This window comes from Terriglobia bacterium (assembly GCA_020072785.1).
GTDB lineage: Bacteria > Acidobacteriota > Terriglobia > Acidiferrales > UBA7541 > Acidiferrum.
In genome coordinates, this window is record JAIQGG010000002.1 from 1,357,955 (window position 1) to 1,371,976 (window position 14,022).

The 14,022-nt window shown below is 64.4% G+C and carries 14 protein-coding genes; 5 read left to right on the forward strand and 9 right to left on the reverse strand.

Annotated features, from left to right (window positions below):
* Positions 1-51: 51 nt before the first annotated feature.
* From pal to LAN61_09170, 8 genes are all read right to left on the reverse strand, one after another.
* Positions 52-801: a peptidoglycan-associated lipoprotein Pal gene (gene pal, locus LAN61_09135; protein ID MBZ5540667.1), complete on the reverse strand. Its 750-nt coding sequence runs from the start codon at positions 799-801 to the stop codon at positions 52-54.
* A 165-nt stretch (positions 802-966) separates the two neighbouring features.
* The gene (tolB, locus tag LAN61_09140) at positions 967-2,307 is read right to left on the reverse strand and encodes a Tol-Pal system beta propeller repeat protein TolB (protein MBZ5540668.1); all 1,341 of its coding nucleotides are present in this window, start codon (positions 2,305-2,307) and stop codon (positions 967-969) included.
* Between the two features lie 50 nt (positions 2,308-2,357).
* Positions 2,358-3,167, reverse strand: a complete 810-nt coding sequence (locus LAN61_09145; protein MBZ5540669.1) for a TonB family protein — start codon at positions 3,165-3,167, stop codon at positions 2,358-2,360.
* Between the two features lie 2 nt (positions 3,168-3,169).
* The gene (locus LAN61_09150) at positions 3,170-3,589 is read right to left on the reverse strand and encodes a biopolymer transporter ExbD (protein MBZ5540670.1); all 420 of its coding nucleotides are present in this window, start codon (positions 3,587-3,589) and stop codon (positions 3,170-3,172) included.
* A gap of 38 nt (positions 3,590-3,627) precedes the next feature.
* Positions 3,628-4,188, reverse strand: coding sequence for a MotA/TolQ/ExbB proton channel family protein (locus tag LAN61_09155; protein MBZ5540671.1), 561 nt, complete (start codon positions 4,186-4,188; stop codon positions 3,628-3,630).
* Between the two features lie 264 nt (positions 4,189-4,452).
* Complete coding sequence (locus tag LAN61_09160) at positions 4,453-5,664, reverse strand: ABC transporter permease (protein ID MBZ5540672.1); 1,212 nt, start codon at positions 5,662-5,664, stop codon at positions 4,453-4,455.
* 8 nt (positions 5,665-5,672) lie between these two features.
* Positions 5,673-6,881 carry a chromate transporter gene (locus LAN61_09165; protein MBZ5540673.1) on the reverse strand — a complete coding sequence of 403 codons (1,209 nt, stop codon included), beginning with the start codon at positions 6,879-6,881 and terminating at the stop codon, positions 5,673-5,675.
* Positions 6,882-6,888: 7 nt separating this feature from the next.
* Entirely contained in the window at positions 6,889-7,782 is an 894-nt protein-coding gene (locus LAN61_09170) for a DUF1259 domain-containing protein (GenBank protein ID MBZ5540674.1), read from the reverse strand.
* 137 nt (positions 7,783-7,919) lie between these two features.
* Between LAN61_09170 and miaB the strand changes: the two genes are divergently transcribed.
* Both miaB and LAN61_09180 read left to right on the forward strand, forming a co-directional pair.
* Positions 7,920-9,317, forward strand: coding sequence for a tRNA (N6-isopentenyl adenosine(37)-C2)-methylthiotransferase MiaB (miaB, locus tag LAN61_09175; protein ID MBZ5540675.1), 1,398 nt, complete (start codon positions 7,920-7,922; stop codon positions 9,315-9,317).
* A 104-nt stretch (positions 9,318-9,421) separates the two neighbouring features.
* Positions 9,422-9,907: a bifunctional nuclease family protein gene (locus LAN61_09180; protein MBZ5540676.1), complete on the forward strand. Its 486-nt coding sequence runs from the start codon at positions 9,422-9,424 to the stop codon at positions 9,905-9,907.
* Between the two features lie 186 nt (positions 9,908-10,093).
* Here LAN61_09180 and LAN61_09185 read toward each other — a convergent pair whose 3' ends face one another.
* Entirely contained in the window at positions 10,094-11,446 is a 1,353-nt protein-coding gene (locus LAN61_09185; protein ID MBZ5540677.1) for an MATE family efflux transporter, read from the reverse strand.
* 244 nt (positions 11,447-11,690) lie between these two features.
* Between LAN61_09185 and LAN61_09190 the strand changes: the two genes are divergently transcribed.
* The 3 genes from LAN61_09190 to LAN61_09200 all read left to right on the forward strand — a co-directional run bounded on the left by LAN61_09190 (position 11,691) and on the right by LAN61_09200 (position 14,014).
* Complete coding sequence (locus tag LAN61_09190; GenBank protein MBZ5540678.1) at positions 11,691-12,026, forward strand: PilZ domain-containing protein; 336 nt, start codon at positions 11,691-11,693, stop codon at positions 12,024-12,026.
* A gap of 367 nt (positions 12,027-12,393) precedes the next feature.
* Positions 12,394-13,203 (forward strand): ParA family protein, encoded by an 810-nt coding sequence (locus tag LAN61_09195; protein ID MBZ5540679.1) that lies wholly within the window; start codon positions 12,394-12,396, stop codon positions 13,201-13,203.
* On the forward strand, positions 13,148-14,014 hold the full coding sequence (locus tag LAN61_09200) for a ParB/RepB/Spo0J family partition protein (protein ID MBZ5540680.1): 867 nt from the start codon (positions 13,148-13,150) through the stop codon (positions 14,012-14,014). Before LAN61_09195 ends, LAN61_09200 begins: the two co-directional genes overlap by 56 nt.
* Positions 14,015-14,022 lie beyond the last annotated feature (8 nt).

Here is a 14,022-nt window from a genome sequence, read left to right on the forward strand (position 1 = left end):
GAGGGCTTACCCGCAGCGCGGCTCTGGGCGAAAACGCGAAGTGCAGGCGAGCTACTTGGCCAACACGAAGTGACCGCGGCGATTCTTCTGCCAGCAGTCCTCGTTGTGCTCCGTGCAAACGGGCTTTTCCTTGCCGTAGCTGACGGTGTTCATGCGGTCGGCGGCAATGCCCAGCGAGACCAGGTAGTTCTTGGTGGCGCTGGCGCGGCGATCGCCCAGGGCCAGGTTGTATTCGGTGGAGCCGCGCTCGTCGCAGTGGCCCTCGATGGTGACCTTGACCTGCGGATAGTTCTTGAGGAAGTCCGCGGTCTTGGCCAGGGCTTCGCGAGCGTCGGGACGGATGTCCGCCTTGTTGTAATCAAAGTAGGAGTCGCGAACGTCGCGCAGGAAGAGTTCCTCGATGGTGGGCTGCGGGGGCGGTGGGGGAGGCGGCGGGGGCACGGTGACGGCGACAGCCGCGGAGGCGTCCACGGATCCGCCCGGACCGGTCGCGGTGATGGTGTAGGTCGTGGAAGCTTCGGGGGCGACCTTGGTCGAGCCCTCGGGGGAGACGGCGCCGACGGCCGGCTCAATGACGAGCTGCGTGGCATTCGTCGAGGACCAGCTCAGCGTGGTGGAGTCGCCCTTCTGGATGGACGCAGGAGCGGCCTGCAGGGTGACCGTGGGTTTCGCCGGGGGCGGAGGAGGCGGGGGCGGCGGGGCCGGAGCCGCAACGGGCTTTTTGGCGCAGCCCACCGTGAGTGCGGCGGCCGCGAAGGCAATCAGCAGGGACGTGCGGTATAGCTTTGACGCTCGAATCATACCTATCCTCGTTTTCTGTGACCGCGAAGCGGTCACCCTTGTGTGTATCTCCACGATCTTGCAGCCCGCAAGAAACAATATCCTACCACCGAGCCGGTAACGCGAGAAGAAAATAGGGTCGTACTACGATACATTTTAGACACCTCCGGCGGCGCAAGAGTTGCCTCATTGTTGCGACCAGTTGGGCGATTCGTTGGTGCCGGTTTGGGTCAACTGCCGCGCCTGGGTGCCATCGGCGAGCATCTCCCAGATCTGCCGGGAGCCGCCGCGGGTGGATTCAAAGACAATGTGCCGGCCGTCGGGGGCCCAGGAGGGGCGCTCGTTGCGCCCGACGTCGCGGGTGAGCTCGATGATCTGGCGGGTGGCGGCTTCCATGACGTAGAGGTCGTAGTTGCCGTTGGGGCGGCGCCAACTGAAGGCCAGCAACTGGCCGTTGGGCGCCCAGGCCGGGTCGATGACATAGCCCATGTCCGGGAGGTCCATCTTCTGGGCGTTGGTGCCGTCGGCGTTCATCATGTAGAGCTGCGGGATGCCACCGCGGTCGCTGACGAAGGCCACACTCTGCCCGGTCTTGGGATTCCAGGCCGGGGAGGTGCTGGCGCCGGAGGCGAAGGTGAGGCGCTTGGGGCGGTTGCCGTTGGCGTCCATGACGAAAAGTTCCGGCGTGCCCTGCATGGAGGAGGAGAACATGATCTGCGAGCCGTTTGGGGACCAGGCGGGAGCGCTGTTGGTGCCGCGAAAGCGGGGCATGGCGACGGGGCGATTGGTGTCCATGGAGAACATGCAGATCTGCGGGCTGACGACGCCATAGGCCGCGGCGTAACAGGTGAAGGCGATGCGCGAAGCGTCGGGGGACCAGCGCGGGGTGAGGGAAATGGAGCGCAGGGAAGTGAGGGGGCGCTGATTGGCGCCATCGTAGTCCATGACCCAGAGTTCCTTGGCGCCGGTGCGCGTGCTGACGAAGGCGATCTGCGTGGAGGCCACGCCGGGCAGCCCGCCAGAGAGCTTGCTGACGATCTCGTCGGCGAACTGGTGGGCGAATTTGCGGACCTGGGCGTCGGTGGGGACGCCGCGATAGACCTTGCCGACGACCGCAGGAGCGGAGGTGTTGCGCACGTCGTAGAGCCAGGCCTCGATGGCCACTTCGGTGGAGGACTCAGAGAGATTACCGAAGGCCGCGAGATGCGCGGAAGCGGGGGGCTCGCTCCAGTCCAGCGGCTTCAATTCCGCGGGGACGCTGGGAACCTGCTGGGGATAGAAGCTGGGGCTGACCAGATCGAGGATGCCGCTGAACTGGAGGTCTTCGCGGACGACGTCGGTAAAGAGCTTGCTGTGCGGCTGCGCGGCGCTGCTGCGCGGAGCGAAATCGGCGACGGCCACGCGCGGCTTTTCCACGCCGAGGCCGGTGCCGGTGCGAAACCAGTCCTGCGCGGCCGCGGGCCACGCGCAGAGGAACCCGGCGGTCAGTAACAGCAGCGAACCAGCCAGCTTGGAAAGGCGAAGCACGTTTTCCTCCCGCTTCCATCCGCGAAGCCTGCACAGCGGAGGAATGCGATTCATCGGTTCATTCCCAGATCGAAATCAAACGTGACGGTTACATACGAGCCGGAATAGTCGCCGGGCAGGGCGGGCATGGGGTTCGAGCTGAGCACGGCGCGCACGCCGGAATTGTCCATGGAGGAGTTGCCGCTGGTTTGCGCGATGTGGACGTCTTTGACGGTGCCGTCGCGGTAGATGGAGAAGATGACGACGCAGTGCGCGGTGCGGGCCACGAGGATGCGCTGGTCGATGGTGTTCTGCAGCCAGTTGCCGGCGATGCGGCGCTTCACGGACTCGACATACCAGCTGTAGCGGGCGGCAAAATCGCCGCCGCCCTGGCCCTGTACGCCGACCGGGCCGCCGGGACCGCCGGGCACGGAGGAATAGCCGGTGGGGAGATTGGGGGTGCCGCCGCGGCCGTAGGGGACGGCATTGTCGGGAGGCGGCAGCTTGTCTTCGAACACGCGGGAAGGATGAGAGAGCGGCTTGGGCGGCTTGTTTTTTTCGAACTGAGGAATTTTCTGGGCGTTGGTGGGCGGCTCGGGGAGTTTTTTCTTGGGCTCTTCCTTGTAGAGGCCCTTGGTGGGATCCACAACCTGGCTGGGGGAAACCACGGGCGGCGTAGGCATGGGAATGCCGGCGAGCGGGCCGACGAGAGTGACTTTGACACCGCCGGAAGTGCCCCCGATGCCGCCCCAGACGTTGCCCGGATGCTGGAAAAAGGCGGAGGCAACGACAGCGAGGGCGAGCAGGCCGTGGAGCAGCACGGAATAAACGACTGTTTTCCGGAGGCTGAGGTCGTCGTAGCTGGCGGCGGCGGCACTCATTGTTAGCGTGTCCGCGGCCGGTCGGAGAGCGGCTCGGTGACGATGCTGATGTTGGTGACGCCGGACTGGCGCAGGGTGTCGACGACCATGGCGAAGCTGCCAAAGGGCACGGTCTCATCGCAGCGGAGAAAGACGGCGTCCTGGGGGCGGCGGAGCTGGCCGCGGACTTTTGCGCCAAGCTCGTGGATGTTGACCGGCTCGTTGCCGAGATAGATGCGCTGGGTCTTGTCCAGGGTGATGACCAGGCGTTGCTCGGTAATCTCCTTGACCGTGTGGGTCTTGGGTAAATCCACTTCAATGCCGGACTGCAAAATGGGCGCGGTGATCATGAAAATGATGAGCAAGACGAGAACGACGTCGACAAACGGAACCATGTTGATTTCCGAGAGCGAGGTCTGCGTCGATTTGGAAAGTTGCGGCATCGTCGGCAGAAGGCGCCCGGCAGGGGGCGCGGCGAAATTCAGTCGTACGTCTTCTCGATCTCCGCGGCGACTTCCAGGGCGAAGCTATCCATGCGCTGCGCCAGGTCGCGGATGTTCTGCAAAAACTGGTTGTAGAAAATGACGGCCGGGATGGCGGTGAAGAGGCCCGCGGCGGTGGTCACCAGAGCTTCGGCGATGCCGGGGGCCACGACGCGCAGGCTGGCGGCGCCGGCGGTGCCCAAGCCGGAGAAGGCGTCCATGACGCCCCACACCGTGCCAAAAAGGCCGATGAACGGGGTAACCGAGCCGGTGGTGGCCATCCAGGACATGCCCTTTTCCACACGGCGGATCTCTTCGGCGGCGGCGAGTTGCATGCGGACGGTGACCGCGGAAATGCTTTTCAGCTTGCGGGACTGCCCACTGGCGGCGAGCTGGCTCTGCAGCTCGCGGAAGCCCGTGGCATAAAGAGTTGCGAAAGGCGAACCGGCGCTGGCCAGGGCTTTCGGATCGGCAACGCCGCGCGTGGCGCGGAAGATGCGCAGGAACTGGTCACTTTCGCGGTTGATGCGCTTGAAGAGGCCAAGCTTCTGGAAAATCATGGCCCAGGAAACGACGGAAAAAACCAGGAGGAGGAGAAGGACGACGCGGGCTATCCAGCCCGTCTGGCTGAGAACGTTGGTCAGGATATTGTCGAAGAGCAGGATCGACGCGTACAGGGGAATGACGATAACCCTCCGTCGCAGATTTTTTTTCGCGCACGCCCACCGTAGCACACGCTCCGGAAGCGGTCAAAGATAATTGGACGGCGCAGTGTCGAAAAGAGTTGCCACGGCGGAAAAATTGCTGGGTGCGCAGGAGGCGCACTATTCGTAGCGCATGGCTTCGATGGGATCGAGGGCCGCGGCTTTGCGGGCGGGGTAGTAACCGAAGGAGACGCCGGTGAGAGTGGCGAAGAGGACGGCGACGGCGATGGTCTCGACGGAAATGGTGACCGGCCAGGCGAAGAGCCGGGCGAGGGTTTGCGCGGCGAAGACGCCGCCGACCACGCCAAAGAGCCCGCCGAAGAGGCACAGGACCACGGCTTCGCTGAGAAAGCGCAACTGAACGTCGTGCTCGGTGGCGCCGACGGCCAGGTGCAGGCCGATCTCGCGGGTGCGCTCGGTGACCGAGACGAGCATGATGTTCATCACGCCGATGCCGCCGACCAGCAGAGAGACCAGCGCCACGCTGGTGAGCATCAGCGTCAGCGTGTTGCTGGCCTGTTCCTGGGCCTGCAGGATCTCCTGGGGGCTGCGGATGTTGAAGTCGTCCATGGTGCCGGGAAGGATGTGGTGACGTTCGCGCAGCAGCAGGGTGATATTGTCCTGCGCCGGGCGGATGGCCGCCGGGGAGATGGCCGAACACAGGATGTCGTCGAGCCAGTCGATGCCTTTCACTTTTTTCTGCGCGGTGGTGTAGGGAATGAGGAGGAAATCGTCCTGGTCCTGGCCGGTGGCGGAAAAACCTTTGGCCTGCAGCACGCCCACCACGCGGAAGGGCATGTTGCCGATGCGGATGGTCTTGCCCAGCGGGTTCTCTTCGGGGAAGAGATAGCCGACGACGGTCTGCCCGAGCACGGCGACGTTGGCCGAGGCTTCCACCTCATCGGGGGAAAAGATGCCGCCGGAGACGACCGACCAGCGGCGGACGGTGAGGAAATCCGAGGAGACGCCGCGAAAAACGGTGTTCCAATTCTGGTTCTGATAAACGACCTGGGTGCGGCCGTCCACCTGGGGCGAGCAGGTCTTGATCAGCGGAACTTCCTGCAGGATGGCCTGCAGGTCGCTGAGGCGGAGCGTCTTGGTGGCTCCGGTGCCGGTGCGCACGCCGCTGACGCTGCGGCCGCCGGCCTCCACCCAGACAAAATTGTCCCCGAGCATGAGCATCTGCTGGCGGATCTGGCCGGCCCCGCCCTGTCCCACGGCCACGGTGCAAATGACCGCGCCGATGCCGATGGTGATGCCGAGCATGGTCAGGCTGGTGCGCAGCTTGTTGCGCCCGAGGGTGCGCAAAGCCATGCGGACTGTGGAGCGCAAGTCCATCGTCAGGCAGGCCCCTTAAAGAAGAGTAGTCCTGCGAGACCTGCGAGGGCAATCAAAACCGGCTCCGGAATTTTCTTCGCGGCCAGAAGAAGAAAGAGCGCCGCTGCCGCGATCAGGACGGAAGGGAGATCAATCAGGGCGCGGCGGCCAAGAATATAGACGGCCCCCGTGATGGCGCCCACCGCCGCGGCGGTCACCCCCTGCACGAAGGCTTTGACCTGCGGATTTTGCGTGAAGCGCTTGTAGAGAGGCGCGGCGACCAGAACAATCAGGTACGGCGGGACGAAGACAGCGAGCGAGGCGAGCACGGCCCCGAGCAGGCCGGCGACGAGGTAGCCGATGAAGCCGGCGGTGATCACGACAGGCCCTGGGGTAATCATGGCGACGGCGACGGCATCGAGGAATTGGCGTTCGGTCAGCCAGTGCGTCTGAGCGACAACCCCTCCATAAAGAAATGGAACAATCGCCAGCCCGCTGCCGAATACGAAAGCGCCGGCCTTCAGGAAAAAGAGAAAGAGGGTGGTGGTTTTCGCCGCGGAGGCTGGCCCTTGAATGCCCCCCGTCAGCCAGCCGAGGCCGCCGAGCAGCGCGGGCGCAATATCTTGACGGAGAAAAGCAGGCGGAGCCTTCAGAAAAAGTGCGATCAGCCCGCTCACTAGAAAGAGCCAAACAATCTCCGACTCAGTCCGGGCGGTGACCAGCGCCGTAGCCGCAAACAGCAGCCACAGCAGTGGATCCCTTTTCAGCGTTGTGCGGATAAGTTTGCAGGCGCTGCGCAGGAGAATGGCGATGACCGCAGCGCCGACGCCATAGAAGATGGCGCGAATCCACGAGAGAGTCCCGTGATGCACGTAGAAGAAAGCCAAAGCCAGGACCATCAGGAAGGAAGGCAGGATGAAGACCGCGCCGACCAGCGTGGCGCCCAGGCGCCGGAAGCGGACCCAGCCGAGATACATGGCCAACTGGGCCGCAAGAGGGCCCGGGGAGAGCTGCGAGAAGGCCAGGCCCTCGAGGTAGTCGCGTTCCGAAATCCATTGCCGTTCTTCCACCAGATCGCGGTGCATGTGGCCGGCAAGAGCGATGGGGCCGCCGAATCCGAAGGTTCCCAAGCGGAGGAAGTAGGACAGGAAATCGCGGAGGCTGCCGCGCGTGGCGGGATCCGCCGCAGCTTCGCGGGATTTGCCCAACGGGTCTTTGCCGCCTGCTTGCATGCTGCGCTCAGTGAGCGCCGGAGGAGCCCAGAAGGTCCAGTGCGGCGCGGAACCCTTCGGCGAGCTTCGCGGCAGGCCCGCGGCCCCAGTAATGGAGAAAGAAAACCGCCGGCTGCGTCTTCAGCATGTGCTGATGGATGGCCACAATGTTCAGGCCGTGCACCCGAAGCGCCTTCAATACACCCTGGACTTCCGATTCGCGCATGGCGATGTCGCCGGCGATCTGCGCATCGCCATCCGAGCCGGCGAAGGCGGCCCAGGAGTTCAATCCCATCCGGGCGTTGATGACCGTTCCCATTTCGGTGAGGTGCAGATCGTCGCGGCCGACGGTGAATTTCTGCACCGCGCCAAACGTTTCGCCGGGACGCCCGATGATTTTGGTAAGCGCAGCGGCATCCAGAGCGGGCGCGGCAAGAGAAGCGCCGGGCGCGGATGGCGCAGAGGCGGGAGTGGCGTGTCCGACGAGGTCGAGTGCGGGCTTGATTCTTTGCGCGAGATCCAGCGCCTTTCCGTGACCGTGCACATGAAGAAAAAACAGCCGCGGCTCCTCCCAGAAAAAGTGGTTGTGGAGAGCGGTAGCCTCCAAGCCGTGATCGAGAAGCGCGGAAAGCACGGGGTTAACTTCTTCCTGCGTCAGGACCAAATCGCCCATGAGCACATCCATGTCCCCATCGCCCTTCGTCAATCCAATCCAGCCGCCGAAGCCGAAGGGCGTTGGCGTATCGCGGCCGGCGATCTGTACATGCAGATCGTTGCGCGGAATGTTGATCTTCAGAACGGCCGCCTTGTAGTCGCCACTGCGGCTCAGGTACCGGAGCACGGCCTGGTAGTCAGCGGGAATCTCCTGCGCGGGGAGCCTGGAGGCGGCCAGAAACATGCACAGGACAAGAAGAAAAATCATTCGGCGGAGATGTTTCAAGATATACCTCCTGTGTTAGGGACTGGAGTGTAACGCCGGGCTGGCGCCGCGGCAATGAATTCGTCCGGCAAGCCTGCCAAGAGGCGTGCCGGGGAGTGTGCTAAACTGGCCGGGAAAGCATGGGAAAAGCCTTTGATATCGGGCTGGATGCGCTGGCGGCGGGAGGCGCTGCTTCGCGGGAGACGCCTGCAAGTGCGGGCTGCGGCGCGCGCGGCACGTTTTTTCTGGAGACCTTCGGCTGCCAGATGAACGACCACGACTCGGAAAAAGTGGCCGGGGTGCTGGTGGCGCGCGGGTACCGCCAGGTGCACTCGCCCGAGTCCGCCTCGGTGATCCTGTACAACACCTGCAGCATCCGCGAAAAGGCGGCGCAAAAGGTCTTCTCGCGGCTCGGGGAGTTTCGCGCGCAGCCGAACGAGGGGCGGATGATCGGCGTGCTGGGCTGCCTGGCGCAGCAGGAGGGCGCGGATATCTTCGAGCGCGCGCCGTGGGTGGGGCTGGTATGCGGCTCGGCCAGTTACAGCAAGCTGCCGGAGCTGCTGGCGCAGTGGGAAGCGGGGAACCGGCGGGTCACGGGGCTGGAGACGGACACGGACGAAACTTTCGAAACGGAAATTACGCGGCGCGACAATCCCTGGCGCGCCTACCTGACGATCATCGAGGGCTGCGACAAGGCCTGCTCCTACTGCGTGGTGCCGTTCACGCGGGGGCCGGAGCGCAGCCGGGCAAGTGCGGCGGTGCTGGCAGAGGCGCGGCAGCTCGCGGATCTAGGTTACACGGAAATCCAACTGCTCGGACAAACCGTGAATTCCTACCGCGATCCCACGCCGCGCGGGATGCGCTTTGCGGAGCTGCTGCTGGCGGCCGCGGAGATTCCGGGGATTCGCCGGGTGCGCTTCACGACGTCGCACCCGCGGGACTTCACGCCGGACATCGTGCGCGCGATCGAGGCGCACCCGGCGGTCTGCGAGCACGTGCACCTGCCGGTGCAGTCCGGCTCGACGCGGGTGTTGCGCGCGATGCAGCGCACCTACACGCGCGAGGAGTATCTGGAAAAAATCGAGCTGCTGCGGAGCGCGCGGCGGGCCATCAGCGTGACGACGGATTTTATCGTAGGCTTTCCGGGCGAGACGGGAAAGGATTTTCAGGAAACGCTCAGCCTGCTCGATGCGGCGCAGTTTGACGGGGCGTTCTCCTTCAAGTACTCACCGCGGCCCAATACGCCGGCGCAGGCGATGGCCGACGCGATTCCCGAGGAAGAGAAGAGCCGGCGCCTGGCGGTGCTGCTGGAGAAGCAGCGGGAGATCCAGACGGCGCGCAACGCGGCGCTGACGGGGCAGCGCTTCGAGGTGCTGGTGGAAGGGAAGTCGCGGAGGCAGAACCAGTGGGCCGGGCGTACTTCTAGTAACCGCATGGTGAATTTTACTTCGCCGGTCGCCGAGCTTCTGGGACAATACGTGCAGATCCAAGTGAGCAGCGCAGGGCCCAACAGTCTGGCGGGCGAACAGGTTTTGTAGCCCAGACTTCAGTTTGTACCGGTGGATGGTGCGCGGTGAGAAATGAGGAGCACAGGCTCCCGACTCGGTCGGGACAAGTTCGGCCTGTGCTACGGGAGGGCTCGATGGAAGTCGAAATGAAGATTCGCAGCCTGATGATGGATCCCGTGACCAACATGCCCATTGTGGTGTTGAAGGACCTGCAGGGCAGCGCCGTGCTGCCCATCTGGGTGGGCATCTACGAAGCCAACGCCATCGCCCTGGAGATCGAAAAGGTGCAGACGCCGCGGCCGATGACCCATGACCTGCTGCGCAACGTGCTGCTGGGGCTGGACGTGCACGTGCAGAAGGTGGTCGTGAACGACCTCAAGGACGACACCTTTTTCGCGCTGATCTGGGTGGAGACGCGGGGCGAGCTGATGGCCATCGATTCGCGGCCCAGCGATGCGCTGGCCCTGGCGCTGCGCGTGGATTGCCCGATTTTCGTGGAAGAAGAAGTGCTGAAGAGCTCCAAGGTGTCGAGCGCGGTTTCCGAACGGAACTCCACCGAGCAACTGCGCAACTGGCTCGAAGGCCTCTCCGACGACGACCTCGGCCGCTACAAGATGTAGAGCGGCAGGACTTCTGACAGCCACATGCGGTTGACCGTGAGTCATGCCGCTGCTCTTTTTCCTTCTCCGGACTTTCGGTGTCTCCGCGTTTCTTCTCGATCTCCCAGGGCCGTCCAGGACAAATGAAAAGAAAAACGGCCACGGCGGTGCCGCGCCCCTACCGGCTCGTTGCGTGAGGAATCCGGGTTAGCGGACGGCGGATGCGCGCAGGCGGCGCACGGTCCTTTGCCAGACGAGCAACAAGACACATCCGATCAGGATCAGGGCAAAGCTCAGGCCGGTCCACAGACCGAAGACGCCCCAGCCGCGGCGGAAGCAGAGATAGGCGCCGAGCGGAAAGCCGATCAGCCAGTAGGCCGAGAAGTGACAGAGCATGGGCGTGCGGGTGTCGCCGGTACCGCGCAGCGCGCCGGTGGCCACCGACTGGATGCCGTCGAAGAGCTGAAAGGCCGCGCCGGCGGCGAGCAGGAGTATCGTGTTGCGGATCACCGCTTCGTCGGGCGTGTACATGCGGGCAATCCAGCGGGGAAAGACCAGCAAGCCGAGCGAGGCGAAGCACATGAAGGAGGCGCTGAGAGCGATGGCCGTGCCGCCGGCGTCGGCGGCAGCCGCGGGGTCTTTGCGGCCGATGGCCTGGCCGACGCGCACGGTTGCGGCGGAGGAGATGCCCAGGGGCACCATGTAGGTCAAGGAAACGGTGTTCAGGGCGATCTGATGGCTGGCCAGAGCCACGGCGCCAAGGCGGGCGATGAGCGCGGTGGCCAGGGCGAAGACGGCCATCTCCAGCGTGATCTGCAGAGCGGCGGGAAGGCCCAAGGCGATCAGCCGGCGGATGCGGCGGAGATCCACTTCGACCGGCGTGTGCAGAAGCCGGGTGCGGTGCTTGCGGTCGTACCAGAGCAGGTAAGCGACGAGCACGGCGGCCATATAGGTGCGCGCGATGGCCGTGGACCAGCCGGAGCCGACCACGCCCATCGCCGGGGCGCCCCACTTGCCGTAGACGAGGAGCCAGTTGCCGGCGAGGTTGACGAAGTTCGCGGTGATGAGCGCGAAGGCCACGGGCTTGACGAGGTTCATCGCCTGCATGGTGCGGCGCAGGGCGAAATAGAGCAGCAGGGGGAGCACGCCCATGGCCAGGGCCTTCATGTAGGGGACGGCGAGGGCGGAGACGCGGGGTTCCGCGCCGAGAGCGGTGAGCAGCGGCGCGAAGAACCAAATAGGGGTCATCAGACAGGGCGTCATGGCCAGGGCCAGGTAGATGCTGTTGAGCAGCGAGCGGTGGCAGTCCTCGCGCTGGCCCGCGCCAAAGGCCTGGGAAACCAGGGTGTCCAGGCCGATCAGCAGGCCTCCGCCGAACAGGGCCAGGACATGGAAGAGGATGGAGCTGATGCTCACGGCGCCGATGGCTGCGGCACTGTCGGGGAGGCGGCCGACCATCATGGTGTCCACGATGGCCATGCTCATCCAGCCAAGCTCGGCGAGAACCAGGGGCAGTGCCAGCTTAAGCGTGGGGCGGAACTCCGCCCGCAATGTGCGCATGCGGAACATGGCGAATGGCGAGGCAAGTGTAAGCGGGAGAGGCCCCGGAAATAAAGCCGAAGGCAGCAGGGGCAGGGAGGTAACCGATGATACTCCCTGGTGCGTAAGTTCCATTGACCGAATTGGATACGACGTTTAGGGTAAAAGAGTAGGAATATGGTGAGCGCGCTGGCGCGCGGCCGATTGCGACAGCGTTTATGGTGGCAGGATTTTGCCGCGCCCCGCGCTACGGAGGAGAAGCACTGTGGCCCTTCCAGGTTCTGGATTGAACGAGAGCACAGAAAAGCATTTCCGCACGGTATCGCGCGTGAATTCGCGGGTGCCGATCGCCGTGGAGTGGACCGAGGCCAGCAACAGCATGCGCGTAGAAGGGGTTACCCTGGATGTCAGCTCGAAGGGCTGCCTGGCGGTTGTGCCCCAGGGCTTCACCGTGGGCCAGCGCATGCGGGTGGTCAATCTGGTAACCAACCAGGGCTGCGATGCCGTGCTCGTCTGGCGCGGCCACGAAGGCCGCACCGGCTGGGAATTGGGCCTGGAGCTGCAGGATCCTCCGGTGGACTTCTGGAGCCTGGATTTCTGAGCGGGGCTACGGGCGGCGCCTGCGGTTGAAAGCGGGAAACGGACAAGTTTAGGTCGAGTAAATGAGAAACGGGGCTGGGCCGCGAGGTCCAGCCCCGTTGATTTTTTGGGGAGCCAGGCTACGGAGCAAGGGGCCCGACAGGCCAGCGGGCAGCGCGAAGGAGAGGGGGTGGGCGGGGAAGGGGGCTCTGGGGCGAGGGGGCCCGGCGAGGCCAAAAAAGTGTACTTTTTGCTTGCACTTCCACAGGCAGCTTCCGTACATTTAGCCTAGCCCTTGGGGGGTAATTGCGGGAGACACCTACATATAGGAAGGCTGTTGCCGGACCGCGGCGGCCCCGGTATGCGCCGGCGGATGGAGGCAGAAGCGCATGACGGCCATCATCACGATCGCGAATCAGAAAGGCGGCGTGGGCAAAACCACGACGGCGATCAATCTTGCCGCGTCGCTCGCGCACCGCGGCAAGCGGACCCTGCTCATCGATCTCGACCCGCAAGCCAATTCCACGATCGCTTTTTTTCATGCCAGCGATGTGGCCCTGTCCATGTTCGAAGTGCTCAGTGATGCGCGGGCGGAGATGGCCAAGGTGATCAAGCCCACGAAAGATCCGAACCTGTTTGTGGGGCCGGGGCGCCTGGCGCTGGCGAAACTCGAGCAGGTGCTGGCCGGGCAGTTCGACGCGCCGTACAAGCTGAAGGACGCGCTGGCGCCGGTGCTGCGGGAATTCGACTACGTCATTCTGGACACGCCGCCGTCGCTGGGCATCCTGACGGTGAACGCCATGGTGGCCTCCACGCACCTGCTGGTGCCCATCCAAGCCGCCTATTTCGCGATCGAAGGCACCGACGACCTGCTGGAAACCTACGAGCGCATCCGCGCGCGGCCCAACCCGGCGCTGAAGGTGCTGGGCGTGGTGATCACGCTGTTCGACCGGCGCACGAACATCTCGCGCGACACGCACGAGCAGATCCGCTCGGTGTTCGGCGGGGTGCTGTTCAAGACGCGCATCGGGAAGAACGTGCGTCTGGAGGAAAGCCCGGCATACAAGGAAACGATTTTAACGTTTGCTCCGAAGTCACCCGGCGCTGCCGATTATAAAAAGCTAGCCGCGGAGGTTATCCAACGTGTCGAACGTGTCGAAGAGGATCGGATTGCCCGTCACGCTGAAGATGCGGCATGACGCCCACTACATCGAGTCGCTGACGACGTACAGCGGCGCGGCGATAGGGCGCATGATACCGGTGGAGAATATCCGGCCGAATCCGGAACAGCCGCGCAAGGCCCTGGGCGACCTGCGCGACCTGACGGACTCCATCCGGGAGAAAGGCGTGCTGGAACCGCTGCTGGTGCGCTACGTGACGCAGGAGGAGTGCTACCACATCATCTCGGGGGAGCGGCGCTATCACGCGTCGCGGGCCGCGGGGCTGCGCGAAGTGCCGTGCATCGAGAAGGTTGCGGACGACGCGGAAACCCTGGAACTGGGCCTGATCGAGAACATCCAGCGCAAGGACCTGACGCCCTTTGAAGAGGCCGACGGGCTGCACCGGCTGGCGACGCAATTCGAATACACGCACGAAGATCTGGCGCGGAAGATCGGGCGGGCGCGCTCTTCGGTGACGGAGACACTGTCGCTGCGCAATATCCCCGAGGCCATCCGGCGCAAGTGCGCGGAGCACGGGGTGGCCTCGAAGTCGGTGCTGCTGCAGATCGCCCGGCAACCCACCGAGAAGAAGATGGCCGAGATGCTGCAGCGCATCCTGCAGGGCGGGCTGACGCGCGACCAGGCGCGCCGCGAGAGGCGCGACGAACAGCAGGGCGGGCCGCGGCCGCAGCCTTTCGTCTTCCATTTTGAGCCGGAGACGGAGAAGTTCAAGCTGCGCATCCAGTTCCGGAAGAGCAACGTGTCGCGAGACGAGCTGATCAGCACGCTGCGCGAGATTCTGGCTTCCCTCGAGGAGTCGTCGGAAACGGCGAACTCCGCAGTCGCTTAGGCGGCTGT